At 64.7% G+C, this 24952-nt stretch carries 20 protein-coding genes and 1 pseudogene; 8 read left to right on the top strand and 13 right to left on the bottom strand.

Going from position 1 to position 24952, the window contains the following annotated elements; genetic code table 11:
• The 7 genes and pseudogenes from Y703_RS19885 to Y703_RS0112935 form a co-directional block, all read right to left on the bottom strand.
• Positions 1-760 (bottom strand): annotated as a pseudogene (locus Y703_RS19885) (inositol monophosphatase family protein); the annotation flags it as partial.
• Positions 757-2937 carry an NAD-dependent DNA ligase LigA gene (gene ligA / locus Y703_RS19880; protein WP_035765111.1) on the bottom strand — a complete coding sequence of 727 codons (2181 nt, stop codon included), beginning with the start codon at positions 2935-2937 and terminating at the stop codon, positions 757-759. The pseudogene Y703_RS19885 and the gene ligA, both read right to left, overlap by 4 nt.
• A gap of 433 nt (positions 2938-3370) precedes the next feature.
• Complete coding sequence (locus tag Y703_RS19875; RefSeq protein ID WP_051427574.1) at positions 3371-4162, bottom strand: PP2C family protein-serine/threonine phosphatase; 792 nt, start codon at positions 4160-4162, stop codon at positions 3371-3373.
• A 129-nt stretch (positions 4163-4291) separates the two neighbouring features.
• Positions 4292-5362 (bottom strand): adenylate/guanylate cyclase domain-containing protein, encoded by a 1071-nt coding sequence (locus Y703_RS0112950; protein ID WP_253908044.1) that lies wholly within the window; start codon positions 5360-5362, stop codon positions 4292-4294.
• Between the two features lie 131 nt (positions 5363-5493).
• Positions 5494-6045, bottom strand: coding sequence for a PH domain-containing protein (locus Y703_RS19870; protein WP_051427573.1), 552 nt, complete (start codon positions 6043-6045; stop codon positions 5494-5496).
• Between the two features lie 25 nt (positions 6046-6070).
• A complete protein-coding gene (locus tag Y703_RS0112940; RefSeq protein ID WP_026553039.1) occupies positions 6071-6952 on the bottom strand; it encodes a biotin--[acetyl-CoA-carboxylase] ligase in 882 nt (293 codons plus the stop codon).
• Between the two features lie 271 nt (positions 6953-7223).
• Positions 7224-8084 carry an SDR family oxidoreductase gene (locus Y703_RS0112935; protein WP_026553038.1) on the bottom strand — a complete coding sequence of 287 codons (861 nt, stop codon included), beginning with the start codon at positions 8082-8084 and terminating at the stop codon, positions 7224-7226.
• 211 nt (positions 8085-8295) lie between these two features.
• Here Y703_RS0112935 and Y703_RS0112930 point away from each other — a divergent pair, with 211 nt between their 5' ends.
• Together Y703_RS0112930 and Y703_RS19865 are read left to right on the top strand one after the other, a co-directional pair.
• On the top strand, positions 8296-9915 hold the full coding sequence (locus tag Y703_RS0112930; RefSeq protein WP_051427572.1) for an acyl-CoA carboxylase subunit beta: 1620 nt from the start codon (positions 8296-8298) through the stop codon (positions 9913-9915).
• On the top strand, positions 9912-10175 hold the full coding sequence (locus Y703_RS19865; protein WP_035765109.1) for an acyl-CoA carboxylase subunit epsilon: 264 nt from the start codon (positions 9912-9914) through the stop codon (positions 10173-10175). Before Y703_RS0112930 ends, Y703_RS19865 begins: the two co-directional genes overlap by 4 nt.
• 6 nt (positions 10176-10181) lie before the next feature.
• Here Y703_RS19865 and Y703_RS0112920 read toward each other — a convergent pair whose 3' ends face one another.
• Entirely contained in the window at positions 10182-11444 is a 1263-nt protein-coding gene (locus Y703_RS0112920; RefSeq protein WP_035765108.1) for a serpin family protein, read from the bottom strand.
• Positions 11445-11641: 197 nt separating this feature from the next.
• Here Y703_RS0112920 and Y703_RS0112915 point away from each other — a divergent pair, with 197 nt between their 5' ends.
• The 3 genes from Y703_RS0112915 to Y703_RS0112905 all read left to right on the top strand — a co-directional run bounded on the left by Y703_RS0112915 (position 11642) and on the right by Y703_RS0112905 (position 15999).
• A complete protein-coding gene (locus Y703_RS0112915; RefSeq protein WP_026553034.1) occupies positions 11642-13321 on the top strand; it encodes a DUF885 domain-containing protein in 1680 nt (559 codons plus the stop codon).
• A gap of 119 nt (positions 13322-13440) precedes the next feature.
• Complete coding sequence (locus Y703_RS0112910) at positions 13441-14067, top strand: Maf family protein (RefSeq protein WP_026553033.1); 627 nt, start codon at positions 13441-13443, stop codon at positions 14065-14067.
• Positions 14068-14202: 135 nt separating this feature from the next.
• A complete protein-coding gene (locus Y703_RS0112905; protein WP_026553032.1) occupies positions 14203-15999 on the top strand; it encodes an acetyl/propionyl/methylcrotonyl-CoA carboxylase subunit alpha in 1797 nt (598 codons plus the stop codon).
• 68 nt (positions 16000-16067) lie between these two features.
• Here Y703_RS0112905 and Y703_RS0112900 read toward each other — a convergent pair whose 3' ends face one another.
• From Y703_RS0112900 to Y703_RS0112885, 4 genes are all read right to left on the bottom strand, one after another.
• Entirely contained in the window at positions 16068-16673 is a 606-nt protein-coding gene (locus tag Y703_RS0112900) for a hypothetical protein (protein ID WP_026553031.1), read from the bottom strand.
• On the bottom strand, positions 16670-17929 hold the full coding sequence (locus tag Y703_RS0112895; RefSeq protein ID WP_026553030.1) for a serine/threonine-protein kinase: 1260 nt from the start codon (positions 17927-17929) through the stop codon (positions 16670-16672). Before Y703_RS0112895 ends, Y703_RS0112900 begins: the two co-directional genes overlap by 4 nt.
• Positions 17930-18055: 126 nt before the next feature.
• On the bottom strand, positions 18056-19468 hold the full coding sequence (locus tag Y703_RS0112890) for an MFS transporter (RefSeq protein ID WP_026553029.1): 1413 nt from the start codon (positions 19466-19468) through the stop codon (positions 18056-18058).
• Positions 19469-19614: 146 nt separating this feature from the next.
• Positions 19615-21015 carry an NAD(P)H-quinone dehydrogenase gene (locus Y703_RS0112885; RefSeq protein ID WP_026553028.1) on the bottom strand — a complete coding sequence of 467 codons (1401 nt, stop codon included), beginning with the start codon at positions 21013-21015 and terminating at the stop codon, positions 19615-19617.
• 107 nt (positions 21016-21122) lie between these two features.
• On the opposite strand from Y703_RS0112885, the gene Y703_RS0112880 reads away from it, so the two are divergent.
• The 3 genes from Y703_RS0112880 (at position 21123) to Y703_RS0112870 (ending at position 24197) form a co-directional block, all read left to right on the top strand.
• Positions 21123-21947, top strand: a complete 825-nt coding sequence (locus Y703_RS0112880) for a purine-nucleoside phosphorylase (protein WP_026553027.1) — start codon at positions 21123-21125, stop codon at positions 21945-21947.
• A 26-nt stretch (positions 21948-21973) separates the two neighbouring features.
• Positions 21974-23710 carry a phospho-sugar mutase gene (locus Y703_RS0112875; protein WP_026553026.1) on the top strand — a complete coding sequence of 579 codons (1737 nt, stop codon included), beginning with the start codon at positions 21974-21976 and terminating at the stop codon, positions 23708-23710.
• A 214-nt stretch (positions 23711-23924) separates the two neighbouring features.
• On the top strand, positions 23925-24197 hold the full coding sequence (locus tag Y703_RS0112870) for a hypothetical protein (protein ID WP_026553025.1): 273 nt from the start codon (positions 23925-23927) through the stop codon (positions 24195-24197).
• Positions 24198-24304: 107 nt separating this feature from the next.
• Here Y703_RS0112870 and Y703_RS0112865 read toward each other — a convergent pair.
• A partial coding sequence (locus tag Y703_RS0112865) for an aldehyde dehydrogenase family protein (RefSeq protein ID WP_026553024.1) occupies positions 24305-24952 on the bottom strand: 648 nt, incomplete at its 5' end.

The raw sequence follows: 24952 nt of genomic DNA, 5'->3' as shown, positions 1-24952 counted from the left end.
TCGTCCTCGTCCGGCCCTCCGGCGAGCGCCGGGGTGAGATCCGGGCGGAGCACAGTGGCACCCGCCTCCTCAGCGATCAGCGCACCGGCAGCCCAGTCGTACTCGTTGAGCCCGCGTTCCGCATAACCGTCCAGGGTGCCGTCGGCGACCATGCACAGATCAAGCGCCGCGGAGCCGAGCCGCCGGACGTCGCCGAAGCCGTCCATCAGCTACCCAGCTCCCCCACCTGCTGGACCCGGGCACCGGCGTCGTAACTGAACCCGGTGCCAAGCAACTTGCCCTTTCGTCCGACGTCGGGGGCTTGGAGCCGGGTCACCCGACCGCGATCACGCACCCAGGCGCCCTGTCCCAGGGCCGCCCAGTACACCCGGTCCAGCGCCGGGGCGTGCACCACGCCAGCCAACCATCGACCGTTGGCGTCCATCGCCGCCACCGAGGTGCAGTAGTAGACGATGTTGCGAATGAAGTTGGTGGTGCCGTCCAGCGGGTCGATGGACCACCGCACCCGCCCCGTACCCGAGTCGCGGTCAGGAACAGTGGTTCCCAGCTCCTCGCCGGTGATCACATCGTGAGGGCGGGAGTGGGCAATGACATCCCGTACCGCCCGTTCGGCAGCCAGATCAAATGCCGTCACCCAGTCGCTTCCCGAACTCTTGTTCTGCGCCCCGAGCGCTTCGACGCTGCGCCGCGCCAACACGTCCGCACCCGCGGAGGCCGCCTGCTTCGCCAGGTGCAGCAGCTCCGACGCCGACACACTCACGCCGGACCCTCCTCAAGAAGCCTGGTGAAGCCGTCCTCGTCCAGTACGGTCAGCCCCAGCGCCTCAGCCTTATCCAACTTGGTACCCGCGTTCTCCCCGGCCACTACATAGTGCGTGTTCTTCGAGACTGAGCCGGAGGCCTTGCCGCCCCGCTGGATGATGGCCTCCTTCGCTTCATCCCGGCTGTACCATTCCAGCGAACCGGTGACGACGACGGTCACCCCCTCGAGCGTTCGCGGCATGGAGGTGTCGACGTCGTCCTCCATCCGCACACCTGCGGCAGCCCACGCATCGATGATTTCCCGGTGCCAGTCCTCGGCGAACCATTCGGTGAGGGCGGCAGCGATGGTGGGGCCAACGCCGTCGACGTTGGCGAGCTCCTCCTCGGACGCTGCGCAGATTCGTTCCATCGACCCGAACGCGGTGGCCAGGGCACGTGAGGCGGTGGGTCCGACATGCCTGACCGAGAGCGCCACCAGCACGCGCCAGAGTGGCTGCTGCTTGGCCTTCTCCAGTTCGGTGAACAGGCGACGGGTGTTGGCGCTGGGCTCCGACGGCTTCTTGGCGGTGCCCTTGGTGTAGAAATAGGGCACCAGTTCCTTGCCGAGCACCTCGCCCTTGAGCCGCTTGTCGCGGAGGATCCGCACGTCAGCGAGCGCCTCGGGAGTGAGGTCAAACAGCTGTGCTTCGGAGGTCAGCGGCGGCTCGTCCGGTTCGGCGGGTTGGGTGAGCGCGATCGCCGCCTCCCACCCCAGAGCCTCGATGTCGAACCCACCACGACCGGCCAGGTGGAAGACCCGTTCGCGGAGCTGTGAGGGGCACGATTTGGCATTGGGGCAGCGAATATCGACGTCGCCCTCCTTCGCCGGAGCCAGGGTTGTCCCGCAGGAGGGGCACTCGATAGGCATCACGAATTCGCGCTCGCTGCCATCGCGCAGCGCGACGACTGGGCCAACAATTTCCGGGATCACGTCACCGGCCTTGCGGAGCACCACCATGTCGCCGATCAGGACTCCCTTGGCCTTCACCACATCCTGGTTGTGAAGGGTGGCCATTTCGACTGTGGAACCGGCAACCTTGACCGGCTCCATCATCCCAAACGGGGTGACGCGCCCGGTGCGGCCCACGTTCACCCGAATATCCAGCAGCCGGGTGTTGACCTCTTCCGGCGGGTATTTGAAGGCCACCGACCAGCGGGGCACCCGGGACGTGTGGCCCAGTGCCCGCTGCAGGCCGAAGTTGTCCACCTTGACGACAATGCCGTCGATCTCGTGGAACAGGTCATGCCGGTGTATGCCGTAGTGCCCGATGAACTCAACGACCGCCTGGGCGTCGTCGAGCACCTTGTAGTACGGCGACGTGGGAAGGCCCCACTCCTTCAACAGACCGTAGGTTTCCGACTGACTCGGCGCTGCGAGGCCTTCGCGGACCCCGATACCGTGCACGTACATGTCCAGGGGGCGCTGGGCCGTCAACGCCGGGTCCTTCTGGCGGAGGGATCCCGCAGCCGCATTACGGGGGTTGGCGAACGGCGCCTTGCCAGCGGCGACCATCCGCTCGTTGAGCTGGGCAAACGCGGCCGACGGGAAAAACACCTCGCCGCGCACCTCCATCTCGGCGGGGTGGCCCGTCCCGGCGAGGGTCCTGGGGATCGACTTGATGGTGAGGACGTTGTGGGTGATGTCCTCACCGGTGGCGCCGTCGCCGCGGGTAGCGGCCCGCACCAGTTCACCGCTGCGGTACAGCAGGTTGACGGCCAACCCGTCGATCTTTAACTCGGTCAACCATTTGATGGTGCTGCCCGGCCTCACGGATTCGACGCTCGCGGCGGCCCTGCTGATCCAGACGTCCAGCTCATCCAGCGAGAAGACGTCCTCGAGGCTGTACATGCGCTGCAGGTGGTCTACAGCGGCGAACGCCGAGGAGGCGTCGCCGCCCACTTCCTGGGTGGGCGAATCGTTGGCGACCAGCTCGGGATGCAGGGCCTCGATCTTCTCCAACCGGCGGAACAGCTCGTCAAAGTCCGCGTCCGAGATGGTGGGCGCGTTCTCGTTGTAGTAGGCGAACCGATGCCGGCGCACCTCCTCCGCCAGGGTGTCGTATTCCTCCCGGAGGGAATCGACCGGCGTCTGGTCGGCGGTAAGCTCGATGCTGGTTTTATCCGAAGTTCTGTCCACAGTCCTATCTTGCCTCAGTCCCTCGCCTGATGCGCGCTACCGCACGGCTAGGCCCCGACGCGAAGATACTTCACCAGGGGCCATGGGTGTGTGAGCGTGGACGGCCGGAGGCTCGGTGAGGCGGAGGACATCGAATTGGTAAGCAGCAGGGTCCCAGGGCAATCCGGCGAAGCCGACACCGCGTGTCTGGAACAGAACAGCCGATCCATCGGGGAGCCCGACGTCGTCGGCCTCGTTCAGAACGAACCCCGTGACGGTGTACCCATGGTTACCGCGGGACCGACTGCTTACCAGACGCTAAGTCTTCGGCATCGGCAAATCAGTTACTTCGGTGCGGATGTCCGACATGTCCGCCCATTGAAGATCACCGATAGCGCCGGCCCTCCCTACTTCAAGGACCTCGGGTTTTCGGCTGGCGGTTAGGGACACGTCATTACTCGAATTCTCTGGTATCTGTTGCAACCCGCAGCGATCCCCCGCTGATATCAACCACAATCACCGAAATGTTGTCTCTGCCGCCGGCCCGAAGCGCTGCCTGCACGAGGGCATCCGTGGCGTCTTGAGGATGGGCGAACGAGGTGACGAGATTGAAAATTTGTTCATCTCCGACCTCGTTGATCAAACCGTCGGAGCAGATCAGGATACGATCATCCACGACGGCAGGGATCAGCCAGAAGTCGGCGTCAATGTCGCTACCGGTACCTAGCGCGCGCGTCACCACATGCCGGCGGGGGTGGGTCAGAGCTTCCTCAGGGGTAATGCGGCCGTAATCAACGAGTTCCTGGACTTCTGAGTGGTCAATCGTAATCTGCACCAACCCGCCTTGGCTAAGGCGGTAGGTGCGGGAATCACCCACGTTGAAAACCAGCCAGTAGGGGGCTCCACCCTCCTGCACCAAAATGGTTCCGCTGAGAGTGGTGCCTGCGCGACCGCCGGTCTCCGCCCTGATCAACTCATCAGCAGTGACCAGGAGTTCCTGCAGTTCTTCGGGGTCCATCTCGGGGAGCGACCGCCCTGCCACCCGACTGTCTGTCAGAGTGCGGATGCAGATACTACTGGCAACCTCACCGGCCTCATGGCCGCCCATGCCATCAGCTACCGCGAAGAGGGGATCAGCAGCGACCAGCGAATCCTCATTATGTTCGCGGCGCAGGCCGACATCCGACGCGTACCCGCAGCTCACCGTGAGGTCGAGGCCAGGAGCCGGTGTCTTGTCGGTTGTCATATACGCCCTGCCATCTAGCTGCCGTCAATGGGATGTGTCACGCAGTTACTTGGATACCCTAGCTGACCCTCGCTTGGCGGCATCGCCTCGGCGGTCATCGTCCTGTTCCCGGCTCGAACGGGCAGGACCCTAGTCGAGGATCAGGCCGGTACCGGTGCCGCGAGCCAGCGTCACCGGGTGGACTTCGCCGAACCCCCTGATGGTTCGCGCCTTCTGCGGGATCAGCACAAAATGTTCGTTGTCGCGCAGGGTTGCTGCGGTTGAGGCGTCAATCAGGACCGTGCCCGGTTCGGCCAGGGACGTCAGGCGCGACGCGAGGTTCACCGTTGGCCCATAGATGTCCCCCAGCCGGGAGAGGATCCGCCCCCACACCATCGAGACGCGTGCCGATGGGAGCAGATGGTCCTCGGTGAAGGCCTTGGCCAACGCCAGTGAAATTTCGGCACCGGCCTCGGGCGATTCGGCGATGTAAAGCACTTCATCTCCGATGGTCTTCACCAGCCTGCCTCCTCCCACCGAGATGATCTCGGCGCAGACATTCTCGAAGCGCTGCACCAGGTGGGCGAGGGTGCGCTCGTTCATTTGCCGGGACAGGCTCGTGTAGGACACCAGGTCGGCGAAGCCGACGGCGCGGGCCAGAGGCAGCGGGGCATCGTCCTCGTCGCCCACCCGGCCCTCGGCACTGGCCTGGAGCCCGGATTCTGCGCGGAGTGCGAGCCGCTGCACTGCTGCGTTCAACTGCCGGCGCCAGGCATAAACCAGTGTCTTTTCCAGGGGTTCAATGAGGGCAGGCAGTTCGGCGATCAGAGCCTTCCGTGCGACGGCATCAGGGATTTCGCGTTGTGCTGCCATCTCCTCAACCAGCGCTTCGATCTGCCAGACCACCATCCGGTCGGTCATCTGACCGATCGCACGCGTAACGGAGATGGCTGCGTTCTCGGATACCTTCTCACTGCGGACAAGCTCAATGAGGGTGACCAACGCGTCCTGGTCCTTCGCGGTGAAGGCAACATCCTCATCCGAGATGTTCGGGAAGCCCATGGCCCGCCACAGCTTGCGGGCCGACAGGAGCGACACACCGGCGCCAGCCGCAACATCGCGCCGACGAAGGGTCCGCTCGGCGCCGAGCAACTCTATCTCCAGGTTTCGGATCATTTCGCGACTCAGCTCGATCTGCGGCACCCCAACATCGTCAGGCATCGACTCTGACGGCGAGACCTCCCCCACCGATTCCAGGTCCGGACCAGGCGCCGGCTCATCCCGGCCGCCACCGGGCTGGTCGTCAACAGTCATTGGCTCTTTTCCCGTCCGTGGTCTCTCATCAATCATCGTCAGTCCTCAAGGTGGTGCAGAGGGTCAGCTTCCATGTCTACACCATCAAACATCACTGTCAGTGGGAGTTCCCCGATGGCTTCGACCATGAACTCCTTGAAGGTATGCACCTGCGGCACATCCGGGTAGACCACCACCCGGTCCCGGCCCAGGTCCACCGCCAGGTTTCCGCTGCCGGTGGATCGCTGCAGCAAGGTCTGGCTGGTATCGAGCTGGTAGATGCTGGCGAGGGCAACCTCCTGCTCACGCCTGGTCGACAATCCCTGGCGCCTGATGAACCGCCGACTGGTCAGGATGTACCGCATCCCCCACCATCTCATCACCGGCCTGACAAAAATGCGCAGCAGGATCAGCAGGGCGAGGGCACAGACCAGAATCACTGCGAGCGGCACCCATTCGAGCATCGCAGGCGGCAGGCCGGCCCTGCTCAGCAGGCCTAACCCGAATCCCGACGACGCGAGCACCACCAGCGCCCCGATGAACGGCATCAGCAGCGACCGTGGGTGGGGCCGGGTCCGCACAATGACGTGTTCTCCCGGCGCAAGCTTCATTTTCACAGCTTCTCAGCCGTCCACGTCAGGGCGCCGGCCGCAGGTGCACGACGTCGCCCGCCGTGACCGTGTGCCGTTCGTCGTCGTCATCGCGGACCAGGAGCGCACCGTTGGGATCGAGGCCGAGGGCCCGGCCGAGCACCTCGACTCCCCCGGGCAACTCCACCCTCACGTCCTGGCCGAGGGTGACCATCCGGTCGCTGACCCGCTGCGCGAGGGTGGTGCCATCCGCCCACTCGCGGCGCGCGTCACCGTCGACGGCCCGGAAGGCTGCGTAATGGTCGGCGAACCGGCGCAAAAAGGCACGCAGCAACACGTTGCGGTCAGTGGTGGTTGAGTATTCCAGGAGCAGGCTCGTGGCGGTGGGGACCGGGAGTTCCTGATCGGTCAGGCTCACGTTCGCCCCCACCCCGACGACGACGGCGGCGGGCCCACCGCGTGGACCTGGCACCAGCTGCGCCAGCACTCCGGCGAGCTTCCGACCGTCGACAAGGACGTCGTTGGGCCACTTGAGCTGGGGACTGATCTGGGTTCGATCCTCGATGCTTTCAGCCAAGGCGAGCGCAGCGAGGAGGGAGAGCCACGAGTAGCTTTGCGTGGGCAGCGGCCTGCCCTGCTGGTTGTGGGGCCGAAGCAGGATGCTCACGATCAGCGACGATCTCTCGGGCGCAATCCAGGTACGATCCAGCCTGCCGCGTCCAGCGCTCTGCTGTTCGGCGGTGAGGACACTGAGGTCCGGCCATTCCCGGGCACGGGTCGCGGCATGATTCGCGAGGTCAGTATTGGTCGATCCGGTCTCAGCAACAACGTCGAGCCGACCATAGGGTCCTTTGGGAGCGCAGAGGGCGTCCCGAAGCGCCGCTTCATCCAATCCGGGGCGTTCAAGGCTGGAATAGCGGGAAGTCATGAATTGATCTTACCCAGCGTGGCTTTGACCGGGGATGTGCGGCCGCGGCGGGGATAGGTACACCTTCCAAAAGATGCCTGCACTGCAGGCATTGCATGCAGCTGGTGATCCACAAATGCATGCAATGCCTGCGATGCATGCACCTTGAAGAACGCCCTTATCACTAGGGTGACGTAACCATCAGGCGACAGGAGTGGAACTCGACAATGGCACTGGCGCTCCGGCGTCAGGGTTGTCGGCGTCAGGGTTGTCGGAGTCAGGGCTGGTCCGGCTAAAGGAAGATATCGGGGACCAGCTGGTCCTCTGCGGCTCCGCAGCTGTACGCGGTGAAGTCGGTGACGCCCTCCTCACGCAGCACCCCTTCGTCGGTGAAGAAGTTACCGGTGCAGGTCCGGGACTGTCGTACCAGGATGGCATGGGCGGCGTCGGCGACAATCTCAGCGCTGCGAGCTCCCCGCACGATCTGCTCGCCACCGGGTAGGTTGCGGATCGCCGCAGTGTCGATCAGGGTCTGCGGCCACAGGGAGTTGACAGCGATTCCCTCGGCACGGAATTCCTCGGCCAGACCGAGAGTGGTCAGGCTCATGCCGTATTTGGCCATCGTGTAGGCGAGATGGATCCCGGCCCAGCGCGGCTCGAGGTTCAGCGGCGGGGACAGGGTCAGGATGTGCGGGTTATCAGAGGCCAGCAGGGCATCCAGCGAGAGCTTGCTCAACAGGAACGTGCCCCTGACATTGATGTCGGCCATCAGGTCGTAGCGTTTCATGCTGACGTCCCGGGTAGGGGAAAGGTCAATGGCTGATGCGTTATTCACGACGACGTCGATCCCGCCGAACTCGGCAGTCGCTGCGGCGACCGCTGCGGCGACGTCGTCGTCATTCCTGACATCCCCGACAATCGGCAGCGCCTTCCCACCGGCGTCGCGAATCTGTTGGGCAGCGGTGAACACCGTGCCGTCGAGCCTGGGGTGTGGCTCACCCGTTTTGGCCATCAACGCGATGTTCGCGCCGTCGCGGGCGGCTCGCAGTGCGATCGCTAGACCGATCCCGCGGCTACCGCCCGACATCAGGATGGTGCGCCCCGCGAGGGTGGCGTGGCTGAGCTGACGTGGGGCTTCGTTGCTGGCGGTCATGAAGTAAGAATAGTGGCCCTGGGGTGCCTGGAACCTAATTGTTACCCACGAGTAACATGCCTTCGAGGGCCAACTCTGGTGACAGGAAATTGTAGGAGTCCTACAGCGGTGGTGGCCCTAACCCTCACTAGACTAGGTGAAACGCCGGGCTTCTTGTGGGGAACCTACTTAAACCCGGCAACGGCCCGTTCATCGCCAACCCGGAGACTCAATGCAGACTGGCTCAGTACCTTTGGTCGAGCAGGATCAGACAATCGACCTCACCACCACGGCAGGGAAGCTCGCTGATTTCCGCCGCCGCGAGGGCCTTGCACAGCAGCCGTCCGGCCCTGAATCGGTGGCGAAGCAGCATGCCCGCGGGAAAAACACAGCCCGCGAGCGCATCGATTTGCTGGTGGATCCCGGGTCTTTCGTCGAGTTCGACGCCCTGGCCGTCCATCGCTCGACGGCCTTCGGCATGGAGGCGAAGAAACCGCTGGGCGACGGCGTCGTCTCGGGCTACGCGACCGTTGAGGGTCGCCAGATCGCCGTTTACAGCCAGGACTTCTCCGTCTACGGCGGGTCGCTGAGCCAGGTCAACGGCGAGAAGATCGTCAAGGTGCAGGAGTTCGCGCTCCGGAACGGCTGCCCGTTGGTCGGGATCAACGACGGCGGCGGCGCCCGCATCCAGGAGGGTGTCTCCTCGCTGGCGATGTTCGCCGACATCTTCAGGAACAACGTCCACGCCTCGGGGGTCATCCCGCAGATTTCCCTGATCATGGGGCCCTGCGCCGGTGGTGCAGCGTACTCCCCCGCCCTGACCGACTATGTGGTGATGGTGGACAAGACCTCCCACATGTTCATCACCGGCCCGGACGTGATCAAGACCGTCACCGGGGAGGACGTCGACATGGAAACCCTTGGCGGCGCCCGACAGCACAACTCAACGACCGGAACGTCAGCCTACCTCGCTGCGGGCGAGCGCGATGCCATCGACTTCGTCCGCGAATTGCTGGACTTCCTCCCCTCCAACAACCTGGCCGAGGCACCGCTGACCGAGTTCGTCGAGCAACTGGAGCTCACCGCCGAGGACGAGGAGCTTGACCTCCTGATCCCGGACTCCGCGAACCAGCCATATGACATGCGCGCAGTGGTCTCGACAATTGTCGACGACGGCCACTTCCTCGAGATGCAGTCCCTATACGCACCGAACGTGATGATCGGGTACGCCCGGGTGGAGGGACACACGATCGGCATCGTCGCCAACCAGCCACTGCAGTTCGCTGGGACCCTTGATATCGCCGCTTCAGAGAAGGCAGCCCGCTTTGTCCGCAATTGCGACGCCTTTAACATCCCGATCCTGACCCTCGTGGACGTGCCCGGCTTCCTGCCCGGCAAGGACCAGGAGTTCAACGGCATCATCCGCCGCGGCGCCAAATTGCTCTACGCCTACGCCGAGGCGACGGTCCCGAAGCTCACAGTCATCACCCGGAAAGCCTACGGCGGCGCGTACATAGTGATGGGCTCCAAAAAGCTCGGGGCTGACCTCAACCTGGCGTGGCCGACGGCGCAGATCGGCGTCATGGGCGCGCAGGGTGCGGTGAACATCCTGTACCGCGGGCACCTGAAGTCAGTGGCCGACGCCGGGGGCGACGTCGACGCGGCCCGCGCCGATGTCATCACCCAGTACGAGGAAGAACTCCTTAATCCGTATCAGGCGGCGCAACTCGGCTACGTAGATGCAGTGATCGCACCGTCGGACACCCGTCAACAGATTGTGCGCGGACTGCGGGCCCTCCGCGACAAGCGGGCCTCCAATCCTGCCAAGAAGCACGGGAACATCCCGCTGTGACCGTCACCGACGTCCGGTCCGCCCAGGACTCACCGAACGACGACGCCCCAGAGACGATCCCGGATGAGCCAATGGTGCGGGTGATTCGCGGCACCCCGACGGCCGAGGAGCTGGCGGCGCTGACCGCCGTCGTCGTCGCGCTCTCGATGGACTCGCCGGAACCTGAGACGACGACGACGCAGCGCACCTGGTCGCGCCGGAACCTGCTGCGCCTCGCGCCGCAGCCCGGCCCAGGGTCATGGCGGCGTAGCGGCCGCTAGCCGCGGTCAGCGGGGATCCATCATCGTTCCGATGAAGAGGGGCATTCCGGTCTCGTCATGGATGATCTGGTACTGGAACGGCCGGTCAAAGACGAGTTCGACGTCGGGCGTCGCCGCCCCCGATTCGCCCATCGTAATTTGCGTGACTGCGGCAGCGACAGTGCCCTTTTCGGCCACGGTAATGTTGGCGTCCTGAGCCACTCCCGAGACGAAGAGGTTGTCGCTGATTGGGCTAAAGTCGGGTGCCAGCCCCATCGTTTCAGTCAGCCCCATCGCTGTGAGTAGAGGGCGCAGGTCCTGGTAATACTGGTGATCCCATTTCGGCAGCACCAGCCCGACGTTGACTGATGTTCCGCTCTCCATTCCCACCCGGACGTCGGCCAGCTGGTCAGCGTTCATCACCGGCGATTCCCCCTCGTCCGGGAGGATCAATCGCATGTGGAATCCGTCGTTGTACGGCAGATCCATGGCGGACCAGCCAGCGCCCGACGCGTAGTTGGCTACTGTCATGTGGCGCATCAGGTCGGTCTGGATCGTTCCTCCATCGGCGAGATGGAACGCATCCGGGGCGGTGTCGAGCGGATCAAATGGCGTTTCCCACGCTGCGGCGAAGTACACAGTGTTGATCAGGCTCAGAACGGTGTCGGGATCGTACTCAACCGGCGCCTCAGTGATCCGCCCGCCGGTGTGCTCGCTGATCCAGGAGTTGATGGCCCGAGCGGTTGAACTGTCGCTGTAGTCCACCAGATACACGCCCGAGCCATACTGGGACGCCAGGGTGTCCAGAAAGCCCTCGCCCACTGGAAGACCCCGATCGACAAACATCCCGTCCGCCAGGTGCAGCAAGGGAGTTTCGGGCGGCTCGTCCTCGTCGACCGACCCGGGGTCGCCGTCGTGCTCCTGCCACACGGCGAGCAGCGCGTTCATCGCTTCGTCACGATGCTCCGGCGGAAGGCCGAGCACCTCGTCCATTTCGGCCGCCGTCGTGGTCGCCGCACCAGCGCGCAGCATCGAGAGCGCGTAGATGGCGCTGACCGGGCTCGTGACAGCGTTCTCGTCTGGGTCGGCGCCCGCGAGCATGATCGCGCCGAGGCGGAATGACGAGTCCAGCAGGCTTGCCGCCGCCTCCGGGTGGTCATCTACCTGTTCCACGGCCCGTTCGACGTTCCCGGCACTGAGCAGTTCCGGGGACGCTAATCCACAGGCTCCCAACGTCAAGGCAGCCGCAGCCATCCATGCTGTTCCGGCGATCCTGAGGGGTTCGGCCACGGACTTCCTCCTCCACGACGATAGGTGCGGATGCCACAACTCCCAATGTAGTTCCCCTGCCGGACCTGTGGGACGCCGCCCGGAGCACAATCCGATTACAGTCAATTAATGTGGCTCAAAGCAACCACTGGCGGCGCCAAACCGGTTAGGCTCGTCCTGTGAATAATGAGACCCCCGCCACAGACACTCATCCGACAGTGCAGCTTCCCACCCGGGCGAAGACTGCTATCGACGCCGTCGCCGAGGCCTACACCGAGACGCTGTTGCAGCTCGATCCAGGCTTCGCCACCGAACTGGGCTTTCCGGGCCACGAAACCGAGTACCGTGACTACTCCCCTGCCGGCCTGGAGGCCTGGGCCGAGGCCACCAGGGAGACGCTCGGCCGGCTGACCGATCTGGAACCAGCCGACGACGTCGACCGGGTCACCCTCGACGCCATGCAGGAGCGCCTCGGGCTTGAACTTGAAATCCACGACACCGGAATGAACCTCGCCGACCTGAACAACCTCGCCTCACCGGCGCAGGAAATCAGGATGATCTTCGACCTGATGCCCACCGACAGCGCCGACCAGTGGGCCCACATCGCCGGTCGCCTCCACAACATCCCGGATGCCCTCGCCGGGTACATCGTCTCCCTCCGGGCCGGCAAGGACCGTGGCCTGGTCGCTGCCGAACGCCAGATCCGGATTGTGATCGACCAGACCACCAAGTACGCCGAGGATGGCGGTTTCTTTGACGACTTCGTCTCGAACGCGTCCATTGACGACGGCGACCTGCCGGACCGGGTGCGCCAGGACCTTGTTGCCGGGTCGGCCAAGGCCCGCTCCGCGTATCAGCGGCTCGGCGCCTTCCTGCAGGAGGAGCTACTCCCTGCAGCGCCGTCGAAGGATGCTGTGGGCCGGGAGCATTACGCCCTGATGTCACGCAGGTTTCTGGGCGCCGCCGTCGATCTCGAGGAAACCTATCAGTGGGGCGTCGAGGAGCTGGACCGGGTGATCGCCGAGCAGGAGGCGGTTGCCAACGAGATCACGCCGGGCGCTTCCATCGAGGAGGCCATGAAGATCCTGGACGAGTCTCCTGACCTGCAGCTGCACGGCGCAGACGCGTTGCAGTCATGGATGCAGCAGCTTTCCGATAAGGCTGTCGCCGAGCTGGCCGGGGTGCACTTTGATATCCCCGACATCATGCGCACCATTGAGTGCAAGATTGCGCCGACCCATGAGGGCGTCATCTATTACACGGGGCCCAGCGACGACTTTTCCCGGCCGGGCCGCATGTGGTGGTCGGTACCGGAGGGCGAGGACTCCTTCACCACGTGGAAGGAAACCACTACGGTTTACCATGAGGGAGTTCCCGGCCATCACCTCCAGATCGCCACCGCAACCATGCAGCGTGGGCTCCTCAACAACTGGCGCAGGAATGCAGTGTGGGTCTCGGGCCACGGCGAGGGCTGGGCACTGTACGCCGAGCGGTTGATGCAGGAACTGGGCTACCTCACCCACCCGGGGGAACGGCTGGGCATGCTCGACGCGCAACGGATGCGCGCGGCGAGGGTGGTTTTCGACATCGGGGTCCATCTGGAGCTTGAGATCCCAGCGCGCTGGGGCACCGGCACCTGGACTCCCGACAAGGGCTACGAGTTTTTGAAGCGGAACATCGCAATCAGCGAGGGGTCATTGGACTTCGAGTTCAACAGGTACCTCGGCTGGCCCGGACAGGCACCGTCCTACAAGATCGGCCAGCGGCTGTGGGAACAGATCCGCGACGAGGTCAAGGAAAGCGAAGGCACAGCGTTTAACCTGCGCAGCTTCCACACCCGGTCCCTGAACCTCGGGTCGGTCGGGCTGGATACGCTGCGCCGGGCCTTGGTGGGCTAGGGCTTCACGGACAGAATCTGGGGCAACCTGGACATCTGGGTAGGGAAATCCCGGCCCGAATGTCCAGGTTGACCACCGGAACTGGTGCTGACCGGCGCCGCAGTGTTTAGGCTAAGGACATGACCTCCCGCCTGATCCTCGCCTCCGCTTCCCCCGCCCGCACCAAGGTCCTCACCGACGCCGGTATCCACCACTCGGTGCTCGTCTCGGATGTGGACGAGGACGCCGTCACCGCCCAGTACGGGCCGCTCGACGCCTTGGACACCTCGCTCCTGTTGGCCCGGGCCAAGGCTGAGTCAGTCGCGTCGGTGGACGGATCCGAGGGCGCGGTGGTGATCGGCTGCGATTCGGTCTTCGAGTTCGACGGCGAGGCGCACGGCAAGCCGTGGGAGCCGGAGATCGCCCGCGCCCGGATCAGACGGATGAGCGGCTCCTTTGGCGTCCTGCACACCGGGCACTGGCTTGTGGATACTCGGGACGCGTCCGACGGCGGGTCGGGGGCCACCGTGGGCGCCGTCGCCTCCGCCTCGGTGCACTTCGCCCAGCTGACCGACGACGAGATTGATGCCTATGTGGCTACCGGCGAGCCGCTGCGGGTTGCCGGATCGTTCACCATCGATGGTCTGGGCGGGGCGTTCATCACCCGGGTCGACGGCGATCCGCACGCGGTCATCGGGCTGAGCGTGTCAACGCTCCGCGGGTTGCTCGGATCGGCGAATCTGACGGTAATGGACTTCTGGGCCTAGCCGCGCAAGTCTGGGAACCTTTGTAGCTTCCCTACAAAGAAGTGACCCGCCACACGCGCTATCCGCATGGATTAAGGGCATAGACAACAAATTGGCGCTAGGCTCCGAACAGATACGAAGGAGCCAGACCACACCATGAGCGAGTCCTTTTCCGCTGCAGTACATACCGTTTCCAAGGTCCTGATCGCGAACCGCGGTGAAATTGCCGTGCGCATCATCCGCGCGGCCCGCGACGAAGGCCTGACCTCGGTGGCCGTCTATGCCGACCCTGACCGGGATGCCCTGCACGTCCGCCTCGCCGACGAAGCCTATGGCCTTGGGGGCAGCACGGCTGCCGACTCCTACCTGGTGATGGACCGCATCCTTGAAGCGGCTCAGCGCAGCGGCGCCGATGCCATTCACCCCGGCTACGGCTTCCTCTCCGAAAACGCCGAGTTCGCCAGAAAGGTGATCGACGCGGGAATCACCTGGATTGGCCCCTCCCCCGACGCAATCTCCCGCCTTGGCGACAAGGTCAGGGCCCGCCACATCGCCGAGAAGGTAGGCGCTCCATTGGTTCCGGGCACCAAGGATCCCGTTGGGTCGGTTAGCGAAGTCCAGGACTTTGCGGATGAGTTTGGGCTCCCCCTCGCGATCAAGGCGGCATTCGGTGGCGGCGGCCGCGGCATCAAGGTGGTCCGGGACGCAGCCGACATCCCCGAAGCCTACGAATCAGCGGTCCGCGAGGCCACGGCAGCATTCGGGCGGGGCGAATGCTTCGTTGAACGGTTCCTCGACGCCCCCCGCCATGTGGAAACCCAGTGCCTCGCCGACGGTCACGGGAACGTAGTTGTTGTCTCCACCCGCGACTGCTCCCTGCAGCGCCGCAACCAGAAGCTCGTCGAAGAGGCACCCGCACCGTTCCTCAGCGACGACCAGAACCTGCGGCTCTACGAGGCCTCCAAGGCTATTCTGCGCGAGGCCGGCTACCAGGGTGCCGGAACGTGTGAATTCCTGGTCGGTCAGGACGGCACCATCTCGTTCCTCGAGGTCAACACCCGGCTCCAGGTGGAGCACCCAGTCTCCGAGGAAGTCACCGGTATCGACCTGGTCAGGGAACAGTTCCGCCTTGCCAGGGGTGAAGCCCTCGGTTATGGCGATCCCGAGGTGCGCGGGCACGCCTTCGAGTTCCGCATCAACGGCGAGGACGCGGGCCGCAACTTCATGCCAGCCCCCGGTACCGTCCAGACCCTGGTACTTCCCACCGGTCCCGGAATCCGTGTCGATTCGGGCATCGAAGCCGGTGAGGTGATCGGGGGGAACTTCGACTCAATGCTTGCCAAGCTCATTGTCACCGGCGCCACCCGCACGCAGGCCCTCCAACGCGCGCGGCGGGCCCTCGCGGAAATGCGCATCACCGGGATGCCGACTGTGCTGCCCTTCCATGCCGCAGTCGTCGTCGATCCCGCCTTTGCCCCGACGGAGGGTGTCTTCTCCGTCCACACCCGCTGGATCGAGACCGAATTCGTCAACACCATCGCGGCGTTCACCACCGGGGACACCCCCGAGTCAGCGTCAGACGACGACGCCGCCCGCCAGCGCATCACCGTCGAGGTGGGCGGCAAACGCCTGGAGGTTATCCTGCCCGCAGGCCTCGGAGGGACCAGCAGGCAGACGCAAGGGGGAAAGCCCAAGAAAGCTCTGCGCGCCCGCGGCGATTCAGCAGCAACTGCTGGCGGCGACGACCTCACCTCCCCCATGCAGGGGACCATTGTGAAGGTGGCAGTCTCCGACGGCGCCCTCGTCGCCGAAGGGGACCTGATAGTGGTTCTCGAAGCCATGAAGATGGAACAGCCGCTGACCGCCCACAAATCGGGCATCCTGTCCGGGTTGAGCGCCTCCCCCGGTGACACGGTAGCCGCCGGCGCGGTCATCGCTGCGATTTCCGACTAGCCCTCAGCGCTCCTGACCATCAGGCCTTGAGGCGACCTCCTCGGGTGGCTGGACATGGGTGCCAGCTATCAGTTGTTCTCGCCGTCTTCACGCTGCTCCTGCTTGAGTTTCTCCTGCTCACGCTGCTGTTTCTCGAGCTCCCGTTCAGCGTCCCGCTGAGCCTTTTCTAGCTCTCGTTCAACGTCCCGTTGCGCGTTTTCATCGTCGTCATCATTTTTTTCATCACCGGCGCCGCGGTCATCTGACGGTTCAGTGGGCGGAGTAGTGGTTTCGGCGGGCACCTCGGCTGGCGGCTCGGGCGCTGGCGGCTCGGGCGAGGGCGCCTCGGCGGGCACCTCGGTGGTGGGTTCGGGGACGGGCGTCCCGGGGCTGGGCTGGCCCAGTTCGGCCGCTATGGCAAGGAGCAGCTCATCGATAGTCGACTGGATCTGCGCTGCGCGGTCGGAGGTGACTGTGCCCTGGCCTTGCGCCACGGCGACGGACTGGCTGAGCTCGGTTGCCAGCTGGGTTGCGCCGGCCTGGTCTCCGGCCGCCGCGGCTGTAGCAATCTCACGCACAGAGGCCTGGAAGCCCTCAGCCGCTTCCGGCTCAAGCTCGGGAGCGCCGCAGCCTGCGAGCAGCAGCACGGCGCCGAGGGAAGCGGCAGCTGCCCAGTGCGGTCCCCGACGGCTCATGGTTGCACCCTCTCATAGAGTTCCTGCAGCAGCTCACCGGTGGTGCCGGGCACCTCAGGTAGCTCCTCGACGGTTTCCTGTCCGCTCAGGTTAAGCGCCACAACTACCGCGACACCCAGGATGAGCACTGCGACAGCAGCCAACACACCAACCAGCCACTGACGACGTCGGACTATCCGGCGGGTTGCACCAGAAGGCACCGACCCTGTTGAGCCAGAAATCCGGGATCCCGGAGCCTCCTCATGAGCGGGCACCCGGTGAGTAGCCGCCGGCCGGGTCCTTGCCGGGCGGGGAACGCCCAGTGAATGAACTTCAGCAGTCGTTGGGCCGGTCGCCATCACTGTGGTCCTCGCCGGCTGGCGGGCCGGCGCTTCAGGCAGGGAGAGCTGGAATCGCTGAGCGGCAGGCTCGTCGACCCCCACCACTTTGGCGCGCGGCTCAGAGGTCTTCCACTGGGCAAATTCGGCGGCGACTGCACCGGCGGTTGGCCGATCGTCTGAATGATCGGCCGTCATCCGCGACAGCAGGGACTGCCATTCTGGCCCGAGCGCACCAGGAATTTCCGGCGGTCGGTGCAGCCTTGCCACAGCGGCTTCAAGACTGGTTCCCGGGTAGGCGCGAGTGCCAGTGAGACTCTCCAGCAGGACCAGCCCCAGAGAGTAAATATCAGTGGGAGTGCCGATGGTGCCACCGCGGGCCTGTTCAGGGCTGAGATAGGCGGCAGTGCCGATGGTCTGCCCGGTAGCCGTCTGACGCGCGGCGTCGGAGAAGCGCGCGATGCCAAAGTCAGTCAACAGATAGCCAAAGACGCCGCTGCCAGGCTCGGCGCTCCGCGTCAGGATATTGGATGGCTTGATATCACGATGCAGGATACCCAGCTGATGGATATACGCCAGGGTGCGTGCCACGTCCCAGCCTGCCAGCCGCACCGATTCGGGAACCAGGGCCCCGCCCATCAGTACCGCGCCGAGATCGGGGCCATCGATCAGTTCCATCACCAAATAGGTGGGTCCCGACGATGTGCTTGACGAGTCCATATCCAGCACCCGCACCAGACCAGGATGGTGCAGGCCAGCCAGCAGTCGTGCCTCGTCAGATCCGCGGGACACGCCGTCGGCGGCTCCCGGCCGGAACAGCTTCACAGCTACATTCCTGCCGAGCCTGGTGTCCCGCGCGCTATACACCTCTGCCATCCCTCCGGCACCGACAACACTACCGAGGAGGTATCGTCCGTCAGCCAGTGATTGGGTACTCATGCCGCCTCCGCTGGATTGATGTCCCGACCGATTCTACGTGGGTACCTTCACCCAGCATCGAACTGCCCACCGACGACGACGGCGCCGCACCCGTGAGTGCCGCGCCGTCGTGAGGGCTAGGAGATGTCAGGCCACGTTGTTGTCGTAGTCATGGTCGCGGGTTTCCCTGCTAAGCCAGAGGGCAATGAACGTCGCGACTGCCGCAGCGCTCAGATACATGCCCACCAGGAACGTGCTGCCGTCGGCCAACTGCCAGAGTGCTATGGCAACGAAGGATGCCGGTGCGGCACCAATCACGCTTGACATGTTGTAGGCAACAGCCGACCCGGTATACCTCACGTTGGCCGGGAACAACTCGGGCAGGATAGCCGCCATGGGACCGAAGGTGAGGCCCATCAGGATAAAACCGATGATCAGCAGTGCCATTGCCCCGGTGGTGCCCGCACCGAATAGCGGGACCCAGGTGAAGCCGAACAGCGCGATCCCGATGGTGGTGGCCATCAGCATCTTCCGGCGGCCGAACTTCTCTGCCAGCGGACCCGAAACGAGGGTGAAGATTCCGAAGAACACCACGCCGATGATGAGCATGACCAGGAAGTCACCGCGCGCAATCCCGAGTCCCGGGACAAAAGCTTCGGCGGCTGCGTCGTCAAAGCCACGGCCTGCGGCCTCGGCGGCAGTTCGTGCGTCCTCGACCGACGCCGGGGTGGTCCCGAAGGTCAGGGTGAATGCGGTCATGAGGTAGAACAGCACGTAGGTGGCAAACATGATGAACGTGCCGAGGAGAAGGGCGCGCCACTGGTGCTTGAAGACGCTGGCGAGGGGCAGTTTCACAACCTTGCCCTTGTCCTTTACCTGCTGGAATGAATGGCTCTCAATGAGCTTGAGCCGGACGTACAGTCCAACAATCACCAGGACCGCGCTCAGCAGGAACGGCACCCGCCAGCCCCACGCCAGGAACTCCTCGTCGCTGAGGGTGGCGTTGAGGAAGACAAACAGGAGGTTCGCGAGGATAAAGCCGATCGGCGCGCCCAACTGCGGGAACGTGCCGTAGACGGCCCGCTTGTTCTTCGGAGCGTTCTCGGTGGCGAGCAGAGCGGCGCCGCTCCATTCACCACCCAGTGCGAGGCCCTGGAAGAAACGCAGCAGCACCAGCAGCGCCGGGGCAAGGATGATCCAGCCGTCCACCTGGGCGGTCGGCAGCACGCCAATAAGGAACGTCGCAATACCCATGGTGAGCAGCGAGGCGACCAGTGTCCCCTTGCGACCAATCTTGTCCCCGTAGTGGCCAAAGATGATTGACCCGAGCGGCCGGGCCACGAAGGCGACGCCGAAGACGGCGAAGGAGCTCAGGAGCGCATTGGCTGGGGTGGCATCCGGGAAAAAGAGCGCCGGGAAGACCAGGACAGACGCCGTAGCGTAAATGTAGAAGTCGTAGAACTCGATGGTGGTGCCGATAAGGCTGGCGAAGATGACGCGGCCCTTGGGGTTCTTCGGCTTGATAGCACCGGCATCCACTGTGGACGGGGTTGTTGACATGTCTGCGGCTTTCTCTCACTACGGTAGCCAAACGGGCACCGCGATCAGGTGGCTGAATGCATCCATCAGACCAGCAAGGTCCAATAGGTGGATAAAATTGTCCAGTATGTGGACACCCTGATCTTTGCGGGAGGTCTAGTGCAGCCTCAGAGACGGACGTGCAGACGCCGTGCAGCCTCGGAAATGGAGCCGGTCAACGACGGGTAGACGGTAAAGGTGTTGGCCACGTCGTCCACATGAAGCTTCTTGGTCACGGCCAGTGCCAGCGGGAAAATCAGCTCGGAGGCACGCGGACCAACAACAACGCCACCGATCACCGTTCCCGACCCCTTGCGGGAAATGATCTTAACAAACCCGTCGGTCACGTTCATCATTTTGGCCCGCGCATTGGTGTGCAGCGAGAGCTTGACGACGTCGCCCTGGTAGCGGCCGGATTCGACATCGGCCTCGGAGACTCCCACAGTGGCAATCTCGGGGGCAGTGAAAATGTTGGAGGCGACCTGCTTGAGCTTCAGCGGAGTGACGCTGTCGCCCATCAGGTGAGCCATCGCGATCCTGCCCTGCATTGCCGCCACCGATGCGAGCGCCAGGACACCGGTGCAGTCCCCCGCGGCGTACACGTTAGGGGCTGAGGTGCGCGACACGCCGTCGACCTTGATGTGGCCCGACTCGGTGATCTGGACTCCCGCGTCCTCGAGTCCAATCCCAGCGGTATTCGGAATGGACCCCACGGCGATAAGGCAGTGGCTACCCTCAACGGTCCGGCCGTCGGAGAGGGTGACGACGACGCCGTCGCCGACCCGCTCAACACCCTGGGCCCGACACTCGGAGAGCACTGTCATGCCGCGGTTCCTGAAGACATTCTCAAGCACTTCGGCGGCGTCGGCGTCCTCGCCAGGCAACACCCGGTCGCGGCTGGAGATCAGGGTGACCTTCGATCCAAGCCCGTCATACGCTGAAGCGAATTCGGCGCCCGTGACACCGGAACCCACGACGATGAGGTGCTCGGGCACCTCGGTGAGGGTATAGATCTGGGTCCAGTTGAAGATGCGTTCACCGTCGGGCTGGGCTGTGGGCAGTTCCCGGGGGTGAGCGCCGACAGCAAGGAGGATGGCGTCCGCCTCGACCACTGTTGTTCCGCCGTCGGTGGTGACCTCAAGGCGGTGATTGTCCAGCAGTTTTCCCTCGCCGATCAGGATCTGCACTCCCACCCGCTCCAGCGCCCGGGCAATGTCGGCAGACTGCTCACCGGCCAGGCGAAGGAGGCGTGCGTTGACCTGGCCAAGATCTGCGTAGGCCGCCTCGGCGTTCTCGAATCGCACACCCAGCTCGTGCGCCGACGCGACGCGGGCCATGATGTCGGCGGTGGCGATGAGGGTCTTGGAGGGCACGACGTCGGTGAGCACTGCCGCTCCGCCGAGCCCGTGACGTTCAACGATGGTGACACTGGCGCCGAGCGAGGCCGCGACCATTGCCGCCTCATACCCGCCGGGCCCGCCGCCCAGGATAGCGATTCGAAGGGCACTGAAATCAAGTTGGCTCGTCACAACTGTCTATTCTGTCCTATCCATGCCGCGCGCTCAAACGGTCACCCTCCCCGCACTCCGGCGCTCTCCGGTGGCCGCAGGCCCGGAACTGAGGGTAAGTTTGACCAGTGATCGAGAACCCCACGTCAACGACGCCGACAGACCCTTTCGCCCTGGCCAGCGCTGCAGCCGAGCATATCGCCGTTCAGACCGGCGTCAAAAGCCATGACATTGCCCTGGTACTGGGCTCCGGGTGGGGCGAAGCAGCCGACCTCATCGGTGAGACCACCCACACGCTTCAGGCCTCCGACATTCCCGGGTTTTCAGCCCCAGCCGTCGAGGGCCACGCAGGAACCGTGCGCTCGGTGCTGACGACGTCGGGCAAGCGAGCCCTGGTGGTCGGCTCCCGCACCCACTACTACGAGGGCAAGGGAGTCAGGGCTGTGGTTCACGGTGTCCGCACGGCTGCCGCGGCGGGGGCGAAGGTAGTGGTGCTGACCAACGGGTGCGGCGGGCTCCGTCAAAATTGGGCTCCCGGCACACCAGTACTCATCAGCGACCATCTCAACCTCACCGCCACCTCGCCGCTCGAAGGTGCCACTTTCGTTGACCTCACCGACCTCTACTCCCAGCGGATCCGCGATCTCGCCCGGGAGGTCGACCCATCGCTCGATGACGGCGTGTACGCGCAGTTCACCGGCCCCCACTACGAGACCCCTGCCGAGGTCAGGTACGCCAGAACCATCGGCGCTGATCTGGTGGGAATGTCAACAGCGCTGGAGGCCATTGCCGCACGACACGCCGGCATGGAGGTCTTCGGGATTTCCCTCGTCACCAACCTCGCGGCAGGCATCAGTGAATCACCGCTGAGCCACGCCGAAGTCATCGAATCCGGAGCGGCCGCCGGGCCCCGCATCTCACGCCTGCTGGCTGACATCATCAGCCGGCTTTAGAACCTGACCGAAGGTAAGTAGAAGTCATGACGCACGCCGACCACGATTCACTCCTCGCGACTGCACGGGCCTGGGCGGCGGAGGATCCCGACCCGCAGACCGCCGCGGAGCTGGGGGCGCTGCTTGGGCGGTTCGCCGACCCCGACACCCGCACCGCCGCGGCCCAGGAACTACAGGACAGTTTCAGCGGGCCTCTGCTCTTCGGTACCGCAGGCCTCCGCGCTGCCCTCGGCGCCGGCCCCAACCGGATGAACCGGGTAGTGGTGCGTCGGGCGGCCGCCGGTGTGGCGGCCCACGTGCTCGGCGTCGCCGACGCCGCCTATGTGCCGCGCGCCGTCGTAGGCTTCGATGCCCGCTACAACTCCCGGATCTTCGCTGAAGAGACAGCAGCGGTCTTCACTGCTGCCGGAATCCAGACCTTCCTGATGCCCACCGAGCTGCCGACACCGGTCCTCGCCTATGCCGTCCGTGCCCTGGAATGCGAGGTCGGGGTGATGGTCACTGCCAGCCACAATCCGCCCCAGGACAACGGGTACAAGGTTTACCTCGGTGGCCGCGCCGTCGACGACGCCGGACGGGGCGCCCAGATCGTTGCCCCCCAGGACGCCGAGATTGCTGCCCGAATCGCCGCAGTGGGACAGCTCGAGAGCATTGTCCTCGCACCCGAGGGATGGAACGTGCTGCCTGAGAGTATCGCCAAGGACTATGTGACCTCGGTGATCGCCCTGGCCGACCGCGAGCGGTTTCCGGAGCGCGACCTCTCGATCGTTCTGACCCCCCTGCACGGGGTGGGGGGCAGGACAGCCCAGGAGGTTCTGTCAGCTGCCGGCTTTGAGACAGTCCATGTTGTCCCCGAGCAGGCCGAGCCTGACCCCGAGTTCCCGACTGTGGACTTCCCGAATCCCGAAGAACCAGGTGCCCTTGACCTCGCCCTGGCAGCTGCCGAGGCTCACGATGCCGATGTGGTGTTGGCCAACGACCCTGACGCTGACAGGGTTGCGGTGGCGGCCAAGGATCCCGCCACCGGCGAATGGCGCATGCTCCGCGGAGACGAGACGGGCGCCCTGCTGGGCCAGCACCTCGCCGGGCGGCGGGCACACGACGCCGGATCGAACGCCACGGAGACGGTCTTCGCCAACTCGATCGTTTCCTCCCGGCTGTTGGCCCGGATTGCCGCCACCGCTGGCATCACCCACACCGAGACCCTTACCGGATTCAAATGGATTTCACGGGTTCCTTCGCTGACGTACGGCTATGAAGAGGCCCTTGGCTACTGTGTGGCCCCCGATCTTGTCAGGGACAAGGACGGGATTTCGGCAGCGCTGCTCATGGCCGAGCTCGCCGCCGCCACCAAGGCCGAGGGACGCACCCTGTTTGACCTTCTCGACGATTTGTCACTGCTGCACGGGCTGCACGCTGGCGACCAGCTGTCGGTAAGGGTGGGCAGCCTGGGGCTGCTTGACGCAATGATGAACCGGCTGCGGGAGAACCCGCCGCAGTCCTTCGCTGACTCAGCCGTCGACGTCGTTGAGGACCTCATCCTCGGCCACGCCGGGCTCCCCCCGACCGACGGACTGCTGTACCTGACCAGGGACGACACCCGTGTGATCATCCGGCCGAGCGGCACGGAGCCGAAGCTGAAGTGCTATCTCGAGGTGGTGGAACCGGTGGAGTCGGCCGCCGAGCTCGACGACGCCAAGGCTACCGCCCGCGCACGGCTGGACGCCGTCCTGCGCGACGTCGAGGAGTCTCTGGGACTCTAGGCCCACCCGACCCGCGGCGGTCTCACCAAGAATCCGATTCACAAGCCGACGCCCGCACCCATGGTGGTATTTCGGGCCCTGCCGGATCGGCGACTGGTATCAACTGTGGTGAAGCGGGGCTACCGGGGGCCCGTCTGACCGCCGCTACGCCAGAGGGCCGCGCTGCCAGCTATGGTTGAGTAAGTATCGTTGAGTAAATCTTCCAGGAGACACCATGTCACACACCACGGCTTCAGAGCGGACTGCTCAGAGCAAACAGCCCACCCACTCAGGCGAGGGCCATCTGGCCAGTAACCTCATCACGTTCATCATCATGATGGCGCTGTTCCTCGGATCGATCTTCTCGCTGACCTTCTTCGTCCAGGGCAACGTGTGGGCGTTCGCCGTATGCCTGGTCCTGTTCTTCCTGGCGTACTGGATCCCGCAGGGCATCCTCGGGCGCTCCGACACCGGCCCCACCCTGGCGGCTGGCGACCGGAAGGCCTAGCGGCCCACATACCCGGCTTCCGCCCATAAAAAAGTGGCGGACCCGCAGACCAGTGGTTGAGTAACCACTCCCCTGCGGGTCCGCCACTTTTTTGCGCGGTGGGAGGGTTAGATCAGGCCCTTGGTGTGCCAGACGGTCTTTGTTTCGGTGAAGAAGGTGATCCTGTCGATTGAGGGGGCTCCGGCGTCTGGGCCCGTCTCGGGCGGCAGCACCCGCTTCAGCGTTTCAGCTGCGGCGATCTGCAGGTCAACCCAGTCCAGGTGCTCGGCGCCGAGGAGGTCCAGCGCGTTAACGTCGGCGTGGGAGGCCAACCATGGTGCAATCTCGGCCGGGGAGCCGCTGAGGATATTCACCACGCCGGCGGGGACGTCTGAGGTGGCGAGGACTTCCCCGAGGCTCAGTGCGGCCAGCGGAGCGCGCTCGTTGCCGAGCACCACCACTGTGTTGCCGCTGACCAGTATCGGCGCCACGGCGCGGACAAACCCCAGCAGCGAGCCGGGTCCCTGCGGGGCGATGACCGCGACGACGCCGGTGGGTTCGGGGGTGGACAGGTTGAAGTACGGGCCGGAGACGGGGTTGGCGTTCCCTGCCACCTGGACGTATTTGTCGGCCCAGCCGGCGTACCAAACCCACAGGTCGATGGCCTCGTCCACCTGGGCGGCCGCGACGGCAGTCGAGACCCCCTCGGAGGCGGCGATTTCGTCGGCGAACTGGGACCGGCGTCCGTCGAGGACCTCAGCAATACGGTAGAGCAC

The organism is Arthrobacter sp. H20 (assembly GCF_000520515.1).
Classification (GTDB): Bacteria; Actinomycetota; Actinomycetes; order Actinomycetales; family Micrococcaceae; genus Arthrobacter_D.
The sequence above is the reverse complement of the archived record's forward strand: the minus strand, read 5'-3'. Positions and strand labels throughout refer to the sequence as shown.

What these genes read in the sequence shown, in the direction of transcription:
- Y703_RS19870 (WP_051427573.1), bottom strand. Translation starts at nt 6,045, where the DNA reads ATGAAGCTTGCGCCGGGAGAACACGTCATTGTGCGGACCCGGCCCCAC.
- Y703_RS0112905 (WP_026553032.1), top strand. Translation starts at nt 14,203, where the DNA reads ATGAGCGAGTCCTTTTCCGCTGCAGTACATACCGTTTCCAAGGTCCTG.
- Y703_RS0112910 (WP_026553033.1), top strand. Translation starts at nt 13,441, where the DNA reads ATGACCTCCCGCCTGATCCTCGCCTCCGCTTCCCCCGCCCGCACCAAG.
- Y703_RS0112895 (WP_026553030.1), bottom strand. Translation starts at nt 17,929, where the DNA reads ATGAGTACCCAATCACTGGCTGACGGACGATACCTCCTCGGTAGTGTT.
- Y703_RS0112890 (WP_026553029.1), bottom strand. Translation starts at nt 19,468, where the DNA reads ATGTCAACAACCCCGTCCACAGTGGATGCCGGTGCTATCAAGCCGAAG.
- Y703_RS19875 (WP_051427574.1), bottom strand. Translation starts at nt 4,162, where the DNA reads ATGACAACCGACAAGACACCGGCTCCTGGCCTCGACCTCACGGTGAGC.
- Y703_RS0112900 (WP_026553031.1), bottom strand. Translation starts at nt 16,673, where the DNA reads ATGAGCCGTCGGGGACCGCACTGGGCAGCTGCCGCTTCCCTCGGCGCC.
- Y703_RS0112870 (WP_026553025.1), top strand. Translation starts at nt 23,925, where the DNA reads ATGTCACACACCACGGCTTCAGAGCGGACTGCTCAGAGCAAACAGCCC.
- Y703_RS0112875 (WP_026553026.1), top strand. Translation starts at nt 21,974, where the DNA reads ATGACGCACGCCGACCACGATTCACTCCTCGCGACTGCACGGGCCTGG.
- Y703_RS0112935 (WP_026553038.1), bottom strand. Translation starts at nt 8,084, where the DNA reads ATGACCGCCAGCAACGAAGCCCCACGTCAGCTCAGCCACGCCACCCTC.
- Y703_RS0112940 (WP_026553039.1), bottom strand. Translation starts at nt 6,952, where the DNA reads ATGACTTCCCGCTATTCCAGCCTTGAACGCCCCGGATTGGATGAAGCG.
- Y703_RS0112930 (WP_051427572.1), top strand. Translation starts at nt 8,296, where the DNA reads ATGCAGACTGGCTCAGTACCTTTGGTCGAGCAGGATCAGACAATCGAC.
- Y703_RS0112950 (WP_253908044.1), bottom strand. Translation starts at nt 5,362, where the DNA reads ATGCCTGACGATGTTGGGGTGCCGCAGATCGAGCTGAGTCGCGAAATG.